Consider the following 17,596-nt stretch of genomic DNA (forward strand, 5'->3'; position numbering starts at 1 on the left):
TAAAGCTTGCTTTTTGTTATTTTTGTTTTATCCAAAAATTCATTTTTTTTGGTCGATAACCACAAATTAATTACAAATAATAGTATTCTTTTGGGAAAGGTGTATTTTATTACGCAAAACTTAGCGAAAAAAGAATAAAATATCTAAGATGAGTATTTATAACGATTATATCCAGGAGATTGAGGAGAGAAAAACCCAAGGTCTTCACCCTAAACCTATTGATGGCGCCGAATTATTGAGCGAAATCATCGATCAGATCAAAAATGTAAATAATTTTAACAGAGCAGATGCTGTTAATTTTTTCATCTACAATACCCTGCCGGGCACTACCGCTGCAGCTGGTGTAAAAGCACAATTCTTAAAAGAAATTATTACCGGTGAAGCTGTTGTTGCAGAAATTACACCTGATTTTGCTTTCGAACTGTTATCACACATGAAGGGTGGCCCTTCTATCAAAGTTTTATTGGATATTGCTTTGGCTGATAATGGTGATAAAGCCCATAAAGCAGCAGATGTACTTAAAACACAGGTTTTCTTGTACGATGCTGATACTGATCGTTTAAAAGAAGCTTATAACAATGGCAATGACATTGCTAAAGAAATATTAGAAAGTTACGCTAAAGCCGAATTCTTTACAGAATTGCCTGCTGTTGCTGAAGAAATTAAAGTGGTAACCTTTATTGCTGGTATTGGCGATATTTCTACTGATTTATTATCTCCAGGTAACCAGGCGCACTCGCGTTCAGATCGCGAATTGCATGGTAAATGCATGATTACACCAGAAGCTCAGGAACAAATTCGCGCGTTACAGGCACAACACCCCGATAAAAGTGTGATGCTGGTAGCCGAAAAAGGCACCATGGGCGTAGGTTCTTCACGTATGTCGGGCGTAAACAATGTGGCACTTTGGACAGGTAAACAATCGAGCCCTTATGTTCCGTTTGTAAACATTGCACCAATTGTAGGTGGTACCAATGGTATTTCGCCAATTTTCTTAACCACAGTTGATGTAACCGGCGGTATTGGTATCGACCTTAAAAACTGGGTAAAGAAAACTGACGAGAACGGTAATGTTGTTCGCAATGAAAATGATGAACCTGTTTTAGAGCAAGCATTTTCTGTTGAAACCGGAACTGTACTTACCATCAATACAAAAACTAAAAAATTATACAGCGGAGATCAGGAGCTGATTGATATTGCAAAAGCATTGACTCCTCAAAAAATGGAATTTATCAAAGCAGGTGGTTCTTATGCCATCGTTTTCGGTAAAAAAATCCAAACATTTGCGGCCAAAACTTTAGGTATCGAGGCTCAGTTGGTATTTGCTCCGGCTAAAGAAGTATCTATCGAAGGTCAGGGTTTAACTGCTGTAGAAAAGATATTCAATAGAAACGCTGTAGGTTTAACCCCAGGTAAGATTCTACATGCCGGTTCTGATGTTCGTGTAGAAGTAAACATTGTAGGTTCGCAAGATACTACCGGTTTAATGACTGCTCAGGAATTAGAGGCAATGGCTGCTACAGTTATTTCTCCGATTGTTGATGGCGCTTATCAGTCAGGTTGCCATACGGCATCTGTTTGGGATAAAAAAGCACAGGCAAACATCCCTAAACTGATGAAGTTTATGAACGACTTTGGTGTGATTACAGCCCGTGACCCTAAAGGTACTTATCATTCAATGACCGACGTTATTCACAAAGTACTGAACGACATCACCATTGATGAGTGGGCAATTATTATCGGTGGCGACTCGCATACCCGTATGTCTAAAGGTGTAGCTTTCGGTGCCGATTCTGGTACGGTAGCTTTAGCACTGGCAACTGGCGAGGCATCTATGCCAATTCCGGAGTCGGTAAAAGTTACGTTCAAAGGTGAAATGAAACAACACATGGATTTCCGTGATGTGGTTCATGCTACGCAATTGCAGATGTTGCAGCAGTTTGATGGCGAAAACGTATTCCAGGGTCGGATTATTGAGGTGCATATTGGTACTTTATTAGCTGACCAGGCCTTTACTTTTACAGACTGGACCGCAGAGATGAAAGCAAAAGCTTCAATCTGTATTTCTCAGGACGATACTTTAATCCAGTCTTTAGAAATTGCCAAAAACCGTATTCAAATCATGATAGACAAGGGTATGGACAACCATAACCAGGTTTTACAAGGTTTGATTAATAAAGCAAATAAACGCATTGAGGAAATTAAAACTGGTATCAAACCAGCTTTAACACCAGACGATAACGCCAAATATTACGCTGAAGTAGTAATTGATCTTGATCTGATTCAGGAACCAATGATTGCCGATCCGGATGTGAATAACGCCGATGTTTCTAAACGTTATACGCATGATACCATTAGAGATTTAACTTTCTACGGTGGCGATAAAAAAGTAGACCTTGGTTTCGTTGGCTCATGCATGGTGCATAAGGATGACTTGAAAATCGTTTCTCAAATGTTAAAAAACATAGAGACACAAACTGGTAAAGTAGAATTCAAAGCACCATTGGTAGTTGCAGCTCCGACTTACAATATCATTGATGAATTGAAAGCAGAAGGTGATTGGGAATATTTACAAAGATATTCTGGATTCGAGTTCAGCGATGCATTACCTAAAAGCACAGCGCGTACCGAGTACGAAAACATTATGTATTTAGAGCGTCCGGGTTGTAACCTTTGTATGGGTAACCAGGAAAAAGCGGCTAAAGGTGATACGGTAATGGCTACTTCAACTCGCTTGTTCCAGGGCCGTGTAGTAGAAGATAAAGATGGTAAAAAAGGAGAGTCTTTACTGGCATCTACGCCGGTAGTTGTTCTTTCAGCTATCCTAGGTCGTATTCCAAGCATTGAAGAATATAAAGTAGCGGTAGAAGGCATCAACTTAACCAAGTTTACCCCTATTTCTACCAAACAATAAGAAACAAAAAAACATATCATTTGTTAAATACACGAAAAGGCTATCTGAGATTTCAGATAGCCTTTTCTTTTGTAAAAATAGTTGCATAGAATGGTTTTAAATAACACATTATGACAAATCTCAAAAATAAGTGTGTTTAAAATTGTGTAATTTAGATAGTACCTTATTGACAATAATTATAAAAAATTAAAGTATGGCTTTTGATATAGACATGATTAAAAAGGTTTATGCAAACTTTGGCAGCCGCGTTGAGGCTGCACGCAAAGTTGTTGGCAGACCTTTAACCTTATCTGAAAAAATATTGTATGCACACCTTTGGGATGGAGATCCTAAAACGGCGTTTAAACGTGGGTCTGACTATGTAGATTTTGCACCAGACCGTGTAGCGATGCAAGATGCAACAGCACAGATGGCATTATTGCAGTTTATGCAGGCAGGTCGTCCGCAGGTTGCTGTTCCCTCTACGGTTCACTGCGATCACTTAATTACGGCTAAAGAAGGTGCTGCAATAGATTTACCTCATGCCAAAACCGAGAGTGCAGAAGTTTTTGATTTCTTATCATCTGTGTCCAACAAATACGGCATCGGTTTCTGGAAACCAGGTGCAGGTATTATTCACCAGGTTGTTTTAGAAAATTACGCATTTCCGGGTGGAATGATGATTGGTACCGACTCGCACACTGTAAATGCAGGTGGTTTAGGTATGGTTGCCATTGGTGTTGGTGGTGCTGATGCCTGCGATGTTATGGCTGGTTTACCATGGGAGCTCAAATTCCCTAAATTAATCGGTGTAAAGTTAACCGGTAAATTAAACGGCTGGACTGCTGCCAAAGATGTGATACTTAAAGTTGCTGGTATTTTAACTGTAAAAGGTGGTACAGGCGCAATTGTAGAATATTTTGGCGATGGAGCTACATCGATGAGCTGTACTGGTAAAGGTACCATTTGTAACATGGGAGCTGAAATCGGTGCAACTACTTCTACCTTCGGCTACGACGAGAGCATGGAGCGTTATTTACGCGCCACAGGCAGAAACGAAGTGGCCAATGAAGCCAACAAAATTGCTGCATATTTAACAGGTGATGATGAAGTTTATGCCAATCCTGAAAACTATTTCGATCAGGTTATTGAGATTGATTTAGATACTTTAGAACCTTACTTAAACGGTCCTTTTACACCAGATTTAGCTACTCCGGTTTCGCAAATGAAAACTGAAGCAGAGAAAAATGGCTGGCCATTAAAAGTAGAATGGGGTTTAATTGGTTCTTGTACCAACTCTTCTTACGAAGATTTATCGAGAGCAGCATCTATTGCCAACCAGGCCATTGCTAAAGGTTTAGTAACAAAAGCCGAATTTGGTATTAACCCGGGTTCAGAGCAGGTTCGTTATACTGCAGACCGCGATGGCTATTTAAAAACTTTCGAAGATTTAAATGCGACTATCTTTACCAACGCTTGCGGACCATGTATAGGTATGTGGGATCGTACGGGTGCAGAAAAAGCAGAAAAAAATACCATTGTACACTCGTTTAACAGAAATTTTGCTAAACGCGCCGATGGTAACCCAAATACTTACGCATTTGTAGCTTCGCCAGAAATGGTGGCGGCGATAGCCATTTCGGGTAATTTAGGATTTAACCCGTTAACAGACACTTTAACAAACGATAAAGGCGAGCAGGTTAAGCTAGACCCGCCTACCGGTTATGAATTACCTACTAAGGGCTTTGCTGTAGAAGATGCAGGTTATCAGGCCCCGGCTGCTGATGGTTCGAAAGTAGAAGTTCTGGTTTCGCCAACCTCGCACCGTTTACAATTGCTAGATCCGTTTACACCTTGGGAAGGTACTGACCTTAAAGGCTTAAAATTATTAATTAAAGCCAAAGGAAAATGTACAACCGATCATATTTCGATGGCTGGTCCGTGGTTAAAATTCCGTGGTCACTTAGATAACATTTCTAACAACATGTTAATTGGTGCAGTTAATTACTTCAACGATAAAACAGATACCGTTAAAAACGAATTAACGGGCGAATATGGCCCTGTTCCGGCTACGCAACGCGATTACAAAGCTGCAGGCTTGGGTTCTATTGTTGTTGGTGATGAAAACTATGGTGAAGGGTCATCTCGCGAGCACGCAGCGATGGAGCCTCGTCATTTAGGTGTTCGTGCAGTATTGGTTAAATCTTTTGCCCGTATCCACGAAACCAACCTTAAAAAACAAGGTATGCTTGGCTTAACTTTTGCCGATAAAGATGATTACGATAAAATCTTAGAAGATGATACGATCGACATTTTAGGCTTAACTGAGTTTGCTCCTGATAAACCATTAACATTGGTATTACACCATGCGGATGGTACTACGGATCAGTTCCCGGTTAACCATAGCTACAACGCGCAACAAATAGACTGGTTTAAAGCTGGTGGCGCATTGAACATTATCAGAGCTGAGGCTGCCGCAAAAGCTGCGCTTTAGTCTGAAATTTAGAAATCGGTAGTCCGAAGTCTGAGTTTATAATATCAATCCCGTTTTGAGTAAAATCAGAACGGGATTTTTTATTTGTAAAACACAATAATAAATCTATTTTTGCCTGCTAAAACAAACAAATCAAATTAATGAAAAAGCTCTTTCTTTGTGCCATTACGGCCATGACTTTCCTTTGTGCAAAAGCGCAGGATGCCCAGAACACGATTAAAATTAACCCCTTAAGTGCACTATTAAAAACAGGTTCGGTATTTTACGAACGTAAACTAAATGACGGTGTTTCATTGCAACTTGGAGTGGCTTATACTGGCTTAAAATTAGATGACGTTAAATTTACAGGTGTTGCCATTACACCTGAAGTTCGTTTCTACTTAAAACAAAAAGCAATTAGTGGCTTATACGCAGCTCCTTTTTTGAGATATCAGGATTATACAGTTTCTGATGGCGGAGATAAAGGAAATTACAATTCGTTTGGTGGTGGTGTAGTAATGGGCCGCCAATGGGTATATGGTAGCGGTTTTGTTCTCGACATTTTCTTTGGACCAAGTTACAATAATGGTAATTACAAAGCTACACAAGGTAATAACGAACCTGATATTAAGGGAGGTATTGAAGGTTTTGGTCTTCGTACAGGTATTGCCCTTGGTTTCGGTTTTTAATCTATAAAAGCATTATTATAATCCCGTTCTGTTTATTCAGGGCGGGATTTTTTATCATACGCACACCTTTATTATTTCATGAAAAAACTATTACTATCATTAGGGATCTTAACCCTCATTAACCTAAGCTCCTGCAAAAAAGATGAGACGACAAGCAATACCATTGTTGGAAAATGGCAAATTGATTCTTACATCATTACCAATTTTGAAAACACAGGCAAGGATCAGGATGACACCAAAGGAGAAAGCCCGAGGCCAACTTTAGAATTTAAGGAAGACGGTAATTTACATGCCATTTTCTATTTCAAAGATCTTCCCGGAAATAATCAAAATACGATAGAAGATGTTCAAGTAAAGTATACCTTAAATGGAGACAAACTAAACCTGAGCGGAAATTTAGCTTTTAACCATAACAGCTTTACCTTTTCTATATCAAACAATATATTAATCCTGAAAAGAACTGATGTTTCCAGTATCGGGAATAAGGATTCGGGAACACACATAGAATACACAACCATTACAGCAACCAGAATAAAGTAATTTTCTCAAAAGACTTAAACCGTATAAATCCCGTTTTGTTAAATCAAAGCGGGATTTTTTATTTTAGAGTCATGTTAAATTATTGCTTTTGAGTTTGGTTACTCCACTTCGTTTACTAACGGCTCTTTAAATTCATAACCACAATCGCAACAGTGGTAACATTTATTTGCCTGAATTGGCGTAGTAAAGGTTAAAAAGGCTAATATGGTAGCCCAAAGACTGTATTTTTGATCTGTTGCCATTCCATAACCTACATTTTTAGACCCACAATTGATGCAGGCAACACGATTAAGATCTTCTTCCATATCGGTAACTTCATCCCTATGTTGGCTAACAGTTTCACTATGATCCTCGGCCAGCAAAGCGTTAATTGCCTCCACGTCTCTTTCAAAAACGATTAGTTTAACGCCACCAATGGCCTGATTATATAAAGGGTTAAGTGTAGCCACATTTTCATCAGCAAGAAAGCAAGAAAACCCACTATCTTCTAACCTGGCTTTGATAATATTGGCTTCTATGGGGTTATAATAGGTACTGTAAACTATGGTTCTGTCGTTCATTAATGAGGTTTCTTGTAAGCGTAAATATAAAAATCTTTACTTAGATAGATTTTTATAAGATTTGTTACCAAAACTTAAGGTACCGCCACAAAGCAAAATTATTGGTCCTAAAAAGAAAAAACGCCTTACCTCAACCTATGCACCAGAAGATGTTAGGCTTTTAAAAACTCCTGCCACCAGTAGCCAGAATACTTTATAGTACGTTTCAAAGTATGGAAATCGGTGTAAACCAGGCCAAACCGTGCATTAAAACCTTCAGCCCATTCGAAATTATCCATCAACGTCCAGGCCATATAACCGGTGATATTCATACCCTCGTTCTTAGCCTTTAACAAAGCACTTAAGTATAGCTTAAAATAGTCGATCCGCTCTGCGTCAACAACATTTCCGTTGTTTAGTTTATCATGATAGGCCGCACCATTTTCGGTAATCATTATATTTTTGACATTGGGATAGCTTGCAAATTGCTTAATAATATTGTAAAAGCTGTCGGCATTTATTTCCCAGCCCATTGCCGTATGCGGCTTTTTTCTGCCTTTAGCTTTTACTTCCCAGGCCTGTATTACCGGGATAAAGGCATTGTATTTTACGGTTAAAGGAAAATAATTTTGCAGGCCTATAAAATCGAAGTCAAACTTCATTCTATCCTGCAGTCGCCAGGTACCGTATTCCATCTGAAATTTCTCGAGTACATCCCAATCGGCCGTTGGAAAGCCCATGCCTTGAGTAGGTTCGACAAATAAACGGTTCATTAAACAATCTACCCGTTTAGCAGCCAGTATATCATTATCACTCTGGGTATAAGGCAGTATTTCGGAGCAGGAATAGGTAGTGCCAATATTGGCTTTAGCTATCTCGGCACGTAAAATTTTGCCTCCTTCGGCCTGCGCCAGGGCTGTATGCAAAACTGCCGGAAAAAAATTGCTCAAACCAGTTTTACCGGGAGCATGTACGCCCAGCATGTAGCCCAAAGAGGTGTAGCCGAAAGGTTCGTTCAGTACAATCCAGTTTTTTACTTTATCGCCATATTCCAACGCACAGATGCTCACAAAAGCATTAAAAGCTGCATTAATGCTAAAGCTGGTCCAGCCTCCTTCGTCTTCAAGGACCTGAGGCAAATCCCAGTGGTAAAGGGTAACATAAGGCGTAATCCCCTGGGTAAGGCACTCATCGATCAGGTTATGGTAAAAGCGGATCCCTTCCTGATTTACTTCTCCCCTTCCGTGTGGCAAAATCCTCGACCAGGCAATAGAGAACCTGAACACTTTAAAACCAAGCAGTTTTACCATTGCAACATCCTCTACATACCGGTGGTAAAAATCGCAGGCGGGATCTAATTTATGGTTCCTTTTTATTTTGCCGTTTTTTGCAGCGAAAGTGTCCCATATAGAAGGGCCTTTGCCATACTGGCTTGCTGCACCTTCTATTTGCACGGCAGCTGCAGCCACGCCCCAGGTAAATTTCGGACCAAAATCACTTGCCTTAATCATTTGTTATCCATTAATTGCCATAAGTTGCAAGTTTAATATTAACAAATCATTAATTGTCAGGCCAATAGTTATTTTAACCTATTTATTACCAAAACAATTCATCATTATGGCGCTTTTAGAACCGCTGTGTCTTGCGCCAGCAATGGCACTTTATAATTACCGGTATCTAAACTTACTTTGGGCAATAGTTTCTTTATTTTCAATAAATCGGCCTTGTTTATATTGGTTTGGTACAAATAGAGGAACTTCAGGTTTTTAGATTTTTTAAGCTGGTTAATACCGTTGGCGGTAATCTTTGTACCTACCAAACTAAGCGATTGCAGCTGTTCTAAATCTTTAAGTTTCGCTAACCCGGCATCGGTAACAGCTGTATAGTTTAAACTAAGGCGGGTTAAGTTTTTACAATCTTTAATTGCATCGAGGGTTTGGTCGGTAACCTTTCCGTTTTCTAATTTAAGCCAGGTTAACTGCTTTTTTATCGATTTGATCAAATCCTGAACCTCTTTACCCATAGAAACGGCGTTGATAAAGTTCGCTGATAAATAATTGGTGTTCTGTGCAACCGGAAAAACTGAGATGCCTAAACTGGTGAATTGTTGCAATACCTTCTCGTCAACTGCACCCACCTCTTCTGATGGAATTTCGCTGGCTGTAGCTTCTCCCGCTACGGTTTCGCCTTTTTGTAAAGCCGCCAAAACTGGTTTGATGATTTCGGGCTGAGGCAATTCTTTAAATTTCTTTTTAAAATCTGCCCCATTATCAATCCACCATTTTAATAAAGCAATTTCGTTTGCTGTTAGTTGAGGTTTCTCTTTCGGTGCCATATGATCATCATGGGTTAAAGGAAGCAACAACCTTTTAATCAACTCACTTTCATCGGCTTTGCCTTTTACAAGCGTATGTCCGTCTTCACCACCATTTAAAATAAATACTTCCTGATCGAGACGTAATTTGCCCTTCTGTTTTTCACTTCCATGACAACTATAGCAACGGCTTTTCAAAAGTGGCTGAATGGCGTGCTGATAAACAAAGGCTTCCTGAATATTGGCAATTGGCGGAATTGCTGCACCAACCTTCGCACCATCAGATTTTAACGGTGCAGTTAAATAATCGGCACCATGTGTTAATGAACCTCCGAAATGCCCTGTAACAGAAATCAGAATGATTAAAACGCCACTAATGCTTCCTAATATTACATTGGATTTAACCTTTTGATGAATGATCAGCAAAATAAGCGATAAAACTGCAACACTAATACCCATCCACTGATGATTACTCACCAGCTTGCCGTCATAATCTCCGCCATTGGCCAAAAAATATCCGGTAAGGCAGGAAACAACAGCGCTAAGCATCCCCAGCAAAAGCATGATGGGGAGTGCGGGTTTTAAGCTGGAAAATCTTGTCCAAAACGACAAAATGATACAAATACAGGCTAGTAGCAATATACCAATTGGAAGATGTACAAAAACAGGGTGAAAGCGACCGAAAAACTCTAGCATCTTTTAATTATTGGTATCTCTTTCTTAATAAATTCATCATATACACATTTATTGCCCATTGATCGGCAACAGGCTGACGGGTATAGGGCAAGGTAGGCATATAATCGGCCGGACCAAATTCAGTTAATATGGTCATTCGCTCGCCATTTTGTTTTTTTCGTGCAATCACTTTATCCCACCAGGCCAGGTGGGCTTCGATTACCTTGTTCCACTCAGGTGCCCGCGGATCGTTAACCTGTGGTCCTTCGGGATGCCCTACCCTGGAATGGATATGATCTGTTTTTTCTAAAATAAAATCTATGGTTTGTTTCTGATCGGACAATAAGCTTTCGTGCACATTACACCAGTGCGAAATATCTAAAGTAAACCTAACTTCCGGATTTTTTTCGGCAAAGTTTTTAGCAATTGGTGCTGCAAACATCATTCTTCCGCGGTGTGTTTCATGATAAATAGGAATCCCCGAAGTTTTTCTTTTGGCGGTTACATAATCAATTATCTGTTTATTTTCTTCATAACTAAAATAATCTTTACCCGAATGGCAGTTGATATACACCGGCTTTTGATAGGTATTGGCACAAATGGCATCCAAGCTACTTTTAAAGGAAGCAAAATGCTCTTTAATATTCGATTGCGATCCTGCACATAAAAAACCTATTTCCAATTTATGCTTTTTTACGGCATCGAAAAGTTCTTTCACGGCGTTGGCTTCGCCCGGCCACCATACCTCAATGCCTTCGTAGCCTTCTTTTTTTGCCGCTGCACAAAATTCATCTCTCGTGCCTTCAAAACCCCAGTCGGTTTGCATAAACAATAATTCGTAGCCTGCTTTTGCCTTTACATTGGTAACTTCGCTTGCATTTATATTATTAATAGGTGCCAAAAATGAGGCTGCCGTTACAACGGCTGTATTTTGCAAAAATTTTCTTCTGGTTTGAGACATATTTTATTGGTTCATTATCGTTAGTTCAAGGGTTCAATAGTTCATTAGTTCATTAGCCATTGGGTTCATTACCAAATCCTACATTTCGAACTGAAGGGTTACTGTAAGCGTGGTCGCTTGAGCAACCTATCTATTGGTTCACTTGTTCATTCATTGGTTATTGCAAATTGTTAACTGTTAATTGGTTTTGGTTATCGATTATCCTTTAAGCCACAATCTCCGATATCACTTTACCGCCCACATCAGTTAGCCTAAACGGGCGCCCCTGGAATGGGTAAGTAAATTGTTCGTGGTTAAAACCCAATTGGTTTAAGATTGTTGCCTGAATATCAAAAGCATCAACTTTTCCGCTGATGGCACTATAACCAATTTCATCGGTTTCGCCGTGTGTAAATCCCTTTTTTACACCGCCACCGGCCATCCAGATGGTAAAGGCTTCGGTGTGGTGATCTCTTCCTTTAAACGGATTTTGAATACCATTCCGGTTTTCCATCATTGGTGTACGCCCGAATTCGCCGCCCCAAACCACCAGTGTTTCTTCTAAAAGACCGCGCTGCTTTAAATCGAGCAGCAAAGCGGTAATTGGCCGGTCAATGCTTCTGCACTTATTTTTTAGGCCGATATTGAGCGAGTTATTCGGATTATCGCCATGTGCATCCCAACCCCAATCGAACAGCTGAATGTAACGCACTCCTTTTTCTACCAGTTTGCGTGCAAGCAACACATTATTGGCAAAACAGGCTTTACCTGGCTGTGTACCATACATTTCGTGGATATAAGCTGGTTCATCGTTAATATTCATCACCTCGGGGGCCGATATCTGCATGCGGTAAGCCATTTCGTATTGTGCTATCCGCGATAAAATTTCGGGATCATTGTACTCATGATATTGTTGTTCGTTGGCTTTGTTAATGGCATCGATAGAAGCTTTGCGCAAATCGCGGTTCATACCATCGGGATCTTTGATAAAGAGTACCGGATCGCCCTCGCTCCGGCATTGCACGCCCTGATAAACCGAAGGTAGAAAGCCGCTGCCCCAAACGCTTTTTCCGGCGTCGGGAAAACTTCCGCCGCTGGTAAGCACTACATAGCCTGGCAAATTCTGATTTTCGGAACCTAAACCATAAGTTACCCAGCTACCCATACTCGGCCTACCCAAACGTGGCGATCCGGTATGCACCAAAAGTTGTGCAGGCGCATGGTTAAACTGATCGGTTTTTACTGCTTTTAAAAAACTTACATCGTCTACCATGGTAGAAAAGTGAGGCAGGTTATCGCTCACCAAAGCTCCTGATTGCCCATGTTTGGCAAAATTAGCCTGTGGGCCCAGCATTTTGGGTACGCCTGTAATGAAGGCAAATTTCTTACCAGCAAGTAACGAAGGCGGACAATCCTGACCATCCATTTTCATTAGTTCGGGTTTAAAATCGAATAATTCCAACTGTGATGGTGCACCGGCCATGTGCAGGTAAATTACGCTCTTTGCCTTGCCTACCAATGGCGGCGATTTTGGCAATAACGGATGCGCCGGATCGTAAGCAATTTTAGTTTGCGGACTTGAAAAAAGATTACCACAACTGCCCAGTAATGAGCCCATGGCCAAAGCCCCTAAACCCATTGCGCTTTCTTTTAAAAAATGTCGCCTCGAATGCAGTCGGGCATTGGCCTCTTGTGCTTCCTTAATTAATCTGTGTGCGTTTAGCTCGTCTCTTGTCATAACCGTCCCTTAATTTTTGGTAACTACCTCATCCAGGTTTAACATGGCATTGGCCACTAAAACCATCGCTGCTTCTTCTGGCTTAAATTTCTTATGCTTATCGCCCATAAATGCCGATGCATCGGCTGCATTTTTTCTAAATGCCTGGAGGGCCTTTGTATACAGCTCTTCAAATACTTTTAACCTGTTTTCCGGAATAGCTTTATACAACATCAATTCATATCCTTTCGAAATTTTAGCTGCATTGGTGCTCCCTCCTACTTTTTCCATTCGTAAGGCTAATTTTCTGGCCAAATCAATATAAACGCTATCATTTAGGGTAACCAATGCCTGCAAAGGCGTATTGGTGCGAATACGCCTTGGGCTGCAGACCACTCTGGATGCACCATCGAAAGCAATAGATGAGGGATATGGCGCCGTGCGTTTCCAATAGGTATATATTCCTCTCCGGTATTGGTCTTCGCCTCCGCTTGTTTGCCATTTTGCTCCATTATACGGCGAAAACCATATGCCTTCGGGTTGCCATGGCATTACCGGCGGACCATACATTTTATTACTTAAAACACCACAAACGGCCAAACTCTGGTCCCTGATCTGTTCTGCACTTAGTCTCACCCTCGAACCACGTGCATAGAATTTATTAAAAAGATCTTTTTCTTTTATTTCTTCGGTTACTTTACTATCCTGACGATAGGTGGCCATCATCACCATTTCTTTGAGCATTTTTTTAACACTCCAATGGTATTGGTGCATAAACTGATAGGCCATAAAATCAAGCAGCTCCTGATGGGTTGGTGCCATACCTTGTGTACCCATATCTTCTAATGTTTCTACCAAACCGGCACCATACAACTGCTCCCATAACCGGTTAACCATAGTTCTCGATACCAGCGGATTTCGCTTATCGGTAAGCCACATGGCAAGTCCCATCCTATTATCGGGCGCATTTTTAGGCATAGCAAAAGCCAAAGAATTGGGTACGCCAACTTTTACTTCCTTACCTTTAGAGGTCCAGGCGCCACGTTCAAACACGTAGTTTTTACGCTGCATACTTAATGGATTTTCGACCATAACTGGTGTTGTTGGTACAGCGGCATTCATTAAATTGGTAAATGTTTTTTTATAGGCCAGATAATCCGAGTTACCCTGGCCCGGAAACTTCTGTGTAAAATAAAACCAGTCGAAATACACCATAAACTCATCAGGATTTTTTACTGATGGATTGCTATATTTTAAATACACATCTTTTACCCCACTTTGCTTAGGAAAATCGATGGTTACATTTTCATAGCCTTTAGTTTGCGCTACCTTCCACGATTTTACAAGCGGTCCGTTAGGCGAACCTAAATGCAGGCTCATGGCACCATTTTCCTTGCTGCAATTGTAACGCAGTATCAGTTGATCAACATTTTGGAGGTTAACCGATTTTAACCTTGCAGATGAACTGTTTTTAAAGAATAGTGCAATATTGTGATTGCCAATTACCGAATTCACCAGTTCATCGGCTGTTGTAGAGTTTATAGCCGGCTGACCAGTTTTTAAGAACAATTCTACCTCAGCTGCTCGCTCTTTACCTGCCACATCCTTAACCCAGCTGGTTAAATGATTCAGTTCATTTTTAAGACTGTCGTTAAAATTTTTAAGTAAAGGATACTCTGCCGATACATCTTCATCTCTTGTATTGTTAAAATACGACATGAATTTATAATACTCATCGTGTTTAAAAGGATCGTAAGGATGGCTATGACATTGTACACATGAGAAAGTGGTACTCATTAAGCCTTCCCAGGTGGCATTTACCCGATCCAGCACTGCTGCCGTTCTAAACTCCTCATTATTTGTTCCCCCTTCATCGTTTGTAGGGGTATTTCGGCTAAATGCAGTAGCAATATATTGGGCATCGGTTGGCTTGGCAAACAAATCGCCTGCAATCTGATCGGTAATAAACCTATCGTAAGGCATATCGGCATTATAAGCCTTAATTACCCAATCACGGTAGCTCCAGATGTTCCGGTTAGGATCGCTCTCATATCCCTTTGTATCGGCATAACGGGCAATATCCAGCCACATAGAAGCCCAGCGTTCGCCAAATTTAGACGATGCCAGCAAACTATCTACTAAAACATTATAGGCCTTTTGCTCGTCTTTACTGTTCAGGTAAAATTTCGCCAGTTTATCCGATGGATAAGTACCAATCAGATCTAAACTAACCCTTCTGAGTAAAGTAGCCTTATCGGCAGTTTTGGACGGTGCCAGTTTATTTTCTTCCAGTTTGGCAAAAATAAATTTATCCAGGTCGTTACGTACCCAATCGTTATCTACATCTGGCAATGCTGTTGGTTTTACACTTACATAGGCCCAATGATTACCCCACTTTGCACCTTGTTTAACCCAGCTACTAAGAATGTCTATTTCATCGTTATTTAAAGCCGGATGTTTATAGGGCATCCTTTCTTCAGGATCGTTAGATTTAAGGCGCTTGATAAACTCACTATCGTTGGGATTGCCCGGAATGATGGCTGGTTTGCCGCTTTTGGTATTGGCCAACGCTTCGTCTCTAAACAACACGCTAAAACCACCCTGTTGCTTAACACCGCCATGGCAAGCAATACACTTCTTATTGAGTATTGGCTTAACCTGCGAGTTAAAATCGATTTCCTTTTCCGAAGAAAAAAGTGAAAAAGCGACCAGCGCTATAGCCACTAGTGCAAAGCCGGAAGCAAATAATATTTTCCTTTTCAATAACATTTGGTTAGTATACATTAAAACAGCCTTTTTGGCCGATATGTCTTTGTTTATCGGGCTATGTTCATAAAACAATTAGTCTGAACTATTATTAGAACAAAGATTTGGCAAAAACACCAAGTGCTATACCCCCCTTAAAACCAAAGGTCTATAAAATTGCAAAAGACTAAAATGTATTAATTTGCGTAAAAGATGGATTATACTACTTTTGCATAGTGTAATTACGTATGAGAAGTTTAGTATGGAAAAACAATTGGCAAGGAAAAAAGATGGTTTTGAATATCAAAAAGCAATTATTATCCCAAGAAATGTACTAAGCAAACAATGTATTAAAAATGAAATCATTAACAATCTATACATTACCAATATTGGATATTATCCGAAAGCTTTAAATCATTACCGTAAACGAAACCATGGTTCAGAACAACATATTTTGATTTATTGTTTTGAAGGAAAGGGGCATGTAGAAGTTGAGGGGACTGCTTACCATATAGAAGCTGGTAATTTTATTATTATCCCCAAAAAAAAGGCCCATATATATCAGGCAGACTTAATTTTACCCTGGACGATTTACTGGTTTCACTTTTCAGGATCAGGAGCTGACCTGTTGGTAGCGCAGCTAGAAAACCATAAAGCATACGCCGGCTTTAGTGAGGAAAGAAATTTATTGTTCAATACCATTTACAGCCGGCTGGAACGTGGATTCAGCAGAGAAAATATTATTTATGCAAACTTGTGTTTCCACCAGTACATTGCAGGCTTTATTTATGCGGATAAACACATTACAAATGATAAAACCATAACGCCTGATAAAGTAGAGGAAACCATTGATTTTATGCGAAACAATATTGATAAAACGCTTAGTTTAAAAGAAGTAGCCTTAGCTGTTTATCTCTCTCCTTCTTACTTATCAGCCATATTTAAAAAGAAAACCGGAACTTCCCCAATCGACTATTTTAATCAGCTAAAAATTCAGAGAACAACCCAATACCTACTTTTTACTAACCTGAGAATTAATGAAATTGCACAGAAAATCGGTATAAGCGATCCTTATTATTTTAGCAGGCTTTTTTCCAATATCATGGGGATTTCGCCAAAGCAATACCGTGATAACCGGTTTAATTGATGCGGAATTAAACCTTTATAGCATTAATTAATTCGTATTCACAATAAACAATATTCCTATTAATAGTTATCCGCTTTTTCGTAAAAAACTTTATTTTTTTCATTTAGATTGGTTCAAATATTTTTTATAAAAATTTGAGATTTCTGAAATAACTAAATCCGGCTTATCCAGAGGTATATTATGTGAGCTACCCGGTGCACGAACCAAATTCGCGTTTATTCTTTTTCCGATAAGGTTTTTTAGATCAGATTGAAATCTGTCATTTTCTTCTTTATCATCAAATGGGCCTTGCTCTGCCATTATACCTAGCACTGGTATGTTAGGAGGTATGTTTTTTCCTCTTATAAAATCACTATTTTTCTCCATTCGGGCTAAAACATAGTAAAGACCAATATCCTCTCGCCTAAAGTCACTACGTTTAATTTTTGTAAACACGCTTCTTGCAAACCGCATATCAGCAAGTGATGGTAGCCTTGGGGCTAACATTATAATTCCTTTAACAAGATGCGGGTGCCTAAACGCGTATAGACTAGAATAGAATGTCCCTAAAGAATGGCAAGCCAATAAAATATTTTTATTTGCATACCCTAATTTTTTAATTGCAATTTCTAAGCCTTTCACTTCATCAAGAATGGTGTATTTAGAAGTATCCAATTCGCTTTTTCCAAAACCCTGACGGTCGTAAGTTATGATTGTGGCGTTTAGTTTGTTGTAAAGTATATTGGAAATAGAATCCCATTGTCTTGCGTCGAGTGCACCACCCGATTCGAACAATATTGGAGCTCCTTTACCTTTTAATATTTTTATGTGGAGTTTATAAGATCCAACATCAAGTAGTGTATCTACCTGACCATAAGCGCTTATGATGCCAATCCAAAAGAAAAGACAACATAATATATAAGTTTTCATGATTAACAATATGCT

The 17,596-nt window shown here is 39.8% G+C and carries 12 protein-coding genes; 5 read left to right on the plus strand and 7 right to left on the minus strand.

What is annotated here, in order from left to right; all coding sequences use genetic code 11:
* The first annotated feature begins 148 nt into the window (after positions 1-148).
* The 4 genes from G7074_RS05235 to G7074_RS05250 all read left to right on the plus strand — a co-directional run bounded on the left by G7074_RS05235 (position 149) and on the right by G7074_RS05250 (position 6,595).
* The gene (locus tag G7074_RS05235; protein WP_124557820.1) at positions 149-2,914 is read left to right on the plus strand and encodes a bifunctional aconitate hydratase 2/2-methylisocitrate dehydratase; all 2,766 of its coding nucleotides are present in this window, start codon (positions 149-151) and stop codon (positions 2,912-2,914) included.
* A gap of 193 nt (positions 2,915-3,107) precedes the next feature.
* Positions 3,108-5,387, plus strand: a complete 2,280-nt coding sequence (locus G7074_RS05240) for an aconitate hydratase (protein WP_124557819.1) — start codon at positions 3,108-3,110, stop codon at positions 5,385-5,387.
* 140 nt (positions 5,388-5,527) lie between these two features.
* Positions 5,528-6,055 carry a DUF3575 domain-containing protein gene (locus G7074_RS05245; protein ID WP_124557818.1) on the plus strand — a complete coding sequence of 176 codons (528 nt, stop codon included), beginning with the start codon at positions 5,528-5,530 and terminating at the stop codon, positions 6,053-6,055.
* A 78-nt stretch (positions 6,056-6,133) separates the two neighbouring features.
* Positions 6,134-6,595 (plus strand): hypothetical protein, encoded by a 462-nt coding sequence (locus tag G7074_RS05250; protein WP_166207273.1) that lies wholly within the window; start codon positions 6,134-6,136, stop codon positions 6,593-6,595.
* A 98-nt stretch (positions 6,596-6,693) separates the two neighbouring features.
* Here the strand turns inward: G7074_RS05250 and G7074_RS05255 are convergent, their stop codons facing one another.
* The 6 genes from G7074_RS05255 to G7074_RS05280 form a co-directional block, all read right to left on the minus strand.
* On the minus strand, positions 6,694-7,155 hold the full coding sequence (locus G7074_RS05255) for a DUF2007 domain-containing protein (protein WP_166207276.1): 462 nt from the start codon (positions 7,153-7,155) through the stop codon (positions 6,694-6,696).
* 152 nt (positions 7,156-7,307) lie between these two features.
* A complete protein-coding gene (locus G7074_RS05260) occupies positions 7,308-8,645 on the minus strand; it encodes a GH1 family beta-glucosidase (protein WP_124557815.1) in 1,338 nt (445 codons plus the stop codon).
* A gap of 104 nt (positions 8,646-8,749) precedes the next feature.
* Positions 8,750-10,144: a c-type cytochrome domain-containing protein gene (locus G7074_RS05265; protein ID WP_166207278.1), complete on the minus strand. Its 1,395-nt coding sequence runs from the start codon at positions 10,142-10,144 to the stop codon at positions 8,750-8,752.
* 7 nt (positions 10,145-10,151) lie between these two features.
* Positions 10,152-11,084 carry a sugar phosphate isomerase/epimerase gene (locus G7074_RS05270; RefSeq protein ID WP_166207281.1) on the minus strand — a complete coding sequence of 311 codons (933 nt, stop codon included), beginning with the start codon at positions 11,082-11,084 and terminating at the stop codon, positions 10,152-10,154.
* A 205-nt stretch (positions 11,085-11,289) separates the two neighbouring features.
* Positions 11,290-12,801, minus strand: a complete 1,512-nt coding sequence (locus G7074_RS05275) for a DUF1501 domain-containing protein (RefSeq protein WP_166207284.1) — start codon at positions 12,799-12,801, stop codon at positions 11,290-11,292.
* A 9-nt stretch (positions 12,802-12,810) separates the two neighbouring features.
* Positions 12,811-15,543 (minus strand): DUF1553 domain-containing protein, encoded by a 2,733-nt coding sequence (locus tag G7074_RS05280; RefSeq protein ID WP_370526604.1) that lies wholly within the window; start codon positions 15,541-15,543, stop codon positions 12,811-12,813.
* Positions 15,544-15,787: 244 nt separating this feature from the next.
* On the opposite strand from G7074_RS05280, the gene G7074_RS05285 reads away from it, so the two are divergent.
* The gene (locus tag G7074_RS05285) at positions 15,788-16,672 is read left to right on the plus strand and encodes an AraC family transcriptional regulator (protein ID WP_166207287.1); all 885 of its coding nucleotides are present in this window, start codon (positions 15,788-15,790) and stop codon (positions 16,670-16,672) included.
* Positions 16,673-16,771: 99 nt separating this feature from the next.
* Here G7074_RS05285 and G7074_RS05290 read toward each other — a convergent pair whose 3' ends face one another.
* Positions 16,772-17,581 (minus strand): alpha/beta fold hydrolase, encoded by an 810-nt coding sequence (locus tag G7074_RS05290; protein WP_166207290.1) that lies wholly within the window; start codon positions 17,579-17,581, stop codon positions 16,772-16,774.
* Positions 17,582-17,596: the final 15 nt, after the last annotated feature.

Origin of the sequence: Pedobacter sp. HDW13 (assembly GCF_011303555.1) — a bacterium.
GTDB lineage: Bacteria > Bacteroidota > Bacteroidia > Sphingobacteriales > Sphingobacteriaceae > Pedobacter.

What these genes read in the sequence shown, in the direction of transcription:
- G7074_RS05235 (WP_124557820.1), top strand. Translation starts at nt 149, where the DNA reads ATGAGTATTTATAACGATTATATCCAGGAGATTGAGGAGAGAAAAACC.
- G7074_RS05240 (WP_124557819.1), top strand. Translation starts at nt 3,108, where the DNA reads ATGGCTTTTGATATAGACATGATTAAAAAGGTTTATGCAAACTTTGGC.
- G7074_RS05245 (WP_124557818.1), top strand. Translation starts at nt 5,528, where the DNA reads ATGAAAAAGCTCTTTCTTTGTGCCATTACGGCCATGACTTTCCTTTGT.
- G7074_RS05250 (WP_166207273.1), top strand. Translation starts at nt 6,134, where the DNA reads ATGAAAAAACTATTACTATCATTAGGGATCTTAACCCTCATTAACCTA.
- G7074_RS05255 (WP_166207276.1), bottom strand. Translation starts at nt 7,155, where the DNA reads ATGAACGACAGAACCATAGTTTACAGTACCTATTATAACCCCATAGAA.
- G7074_RS05260 (WP_124557815.1), bottom strand. Translation starts at nt 8,645, where the DNA reads ATGATTAAGGCAAGTGATTTTGGTCCGAAATTTACCTGGGGCGTGGCT.
- G7074_RS05265 (WP_166207278.1), bottom strand. Translation starts at nt 10,144, where the DNA reads ATGCTAGAGTTTTTCGGTCGCTTTCACCCTGTTTTTGTACATCTTCCA.
- G7074_RS05270 (WP_166207281.1), bottom strand. Translation starts at nt 11,084, where the DNA reads ATGTCTCAAACCAGAAGAAAATTTTTGCAAAATACAGCCGTTGTAACG.
- G7074_RS05275 (WP_166207284.1), bottom strand. Translation starts at nt 12,801, where the DNA reads ATGACAAGAGACGAGCTAAACGCACACAGATTAATTAAGGAAGCACAA.
- G7074_RS05285 (WP_166207287.1), top strand. Translation starts at nt 15,788, where the DNA reads ATGGAAAAACAATTGGCAAGGAAAAAAGATGGTTTTGAATATCAAAAA.
- G7074_RS05290 (WP_166207290.1), bottom strand. Translation starts at nt 17,581, where the DNA reads ATGAAAACTTATATATTATGTTGTCTTTTCTTTTGGATTGGCATCATA.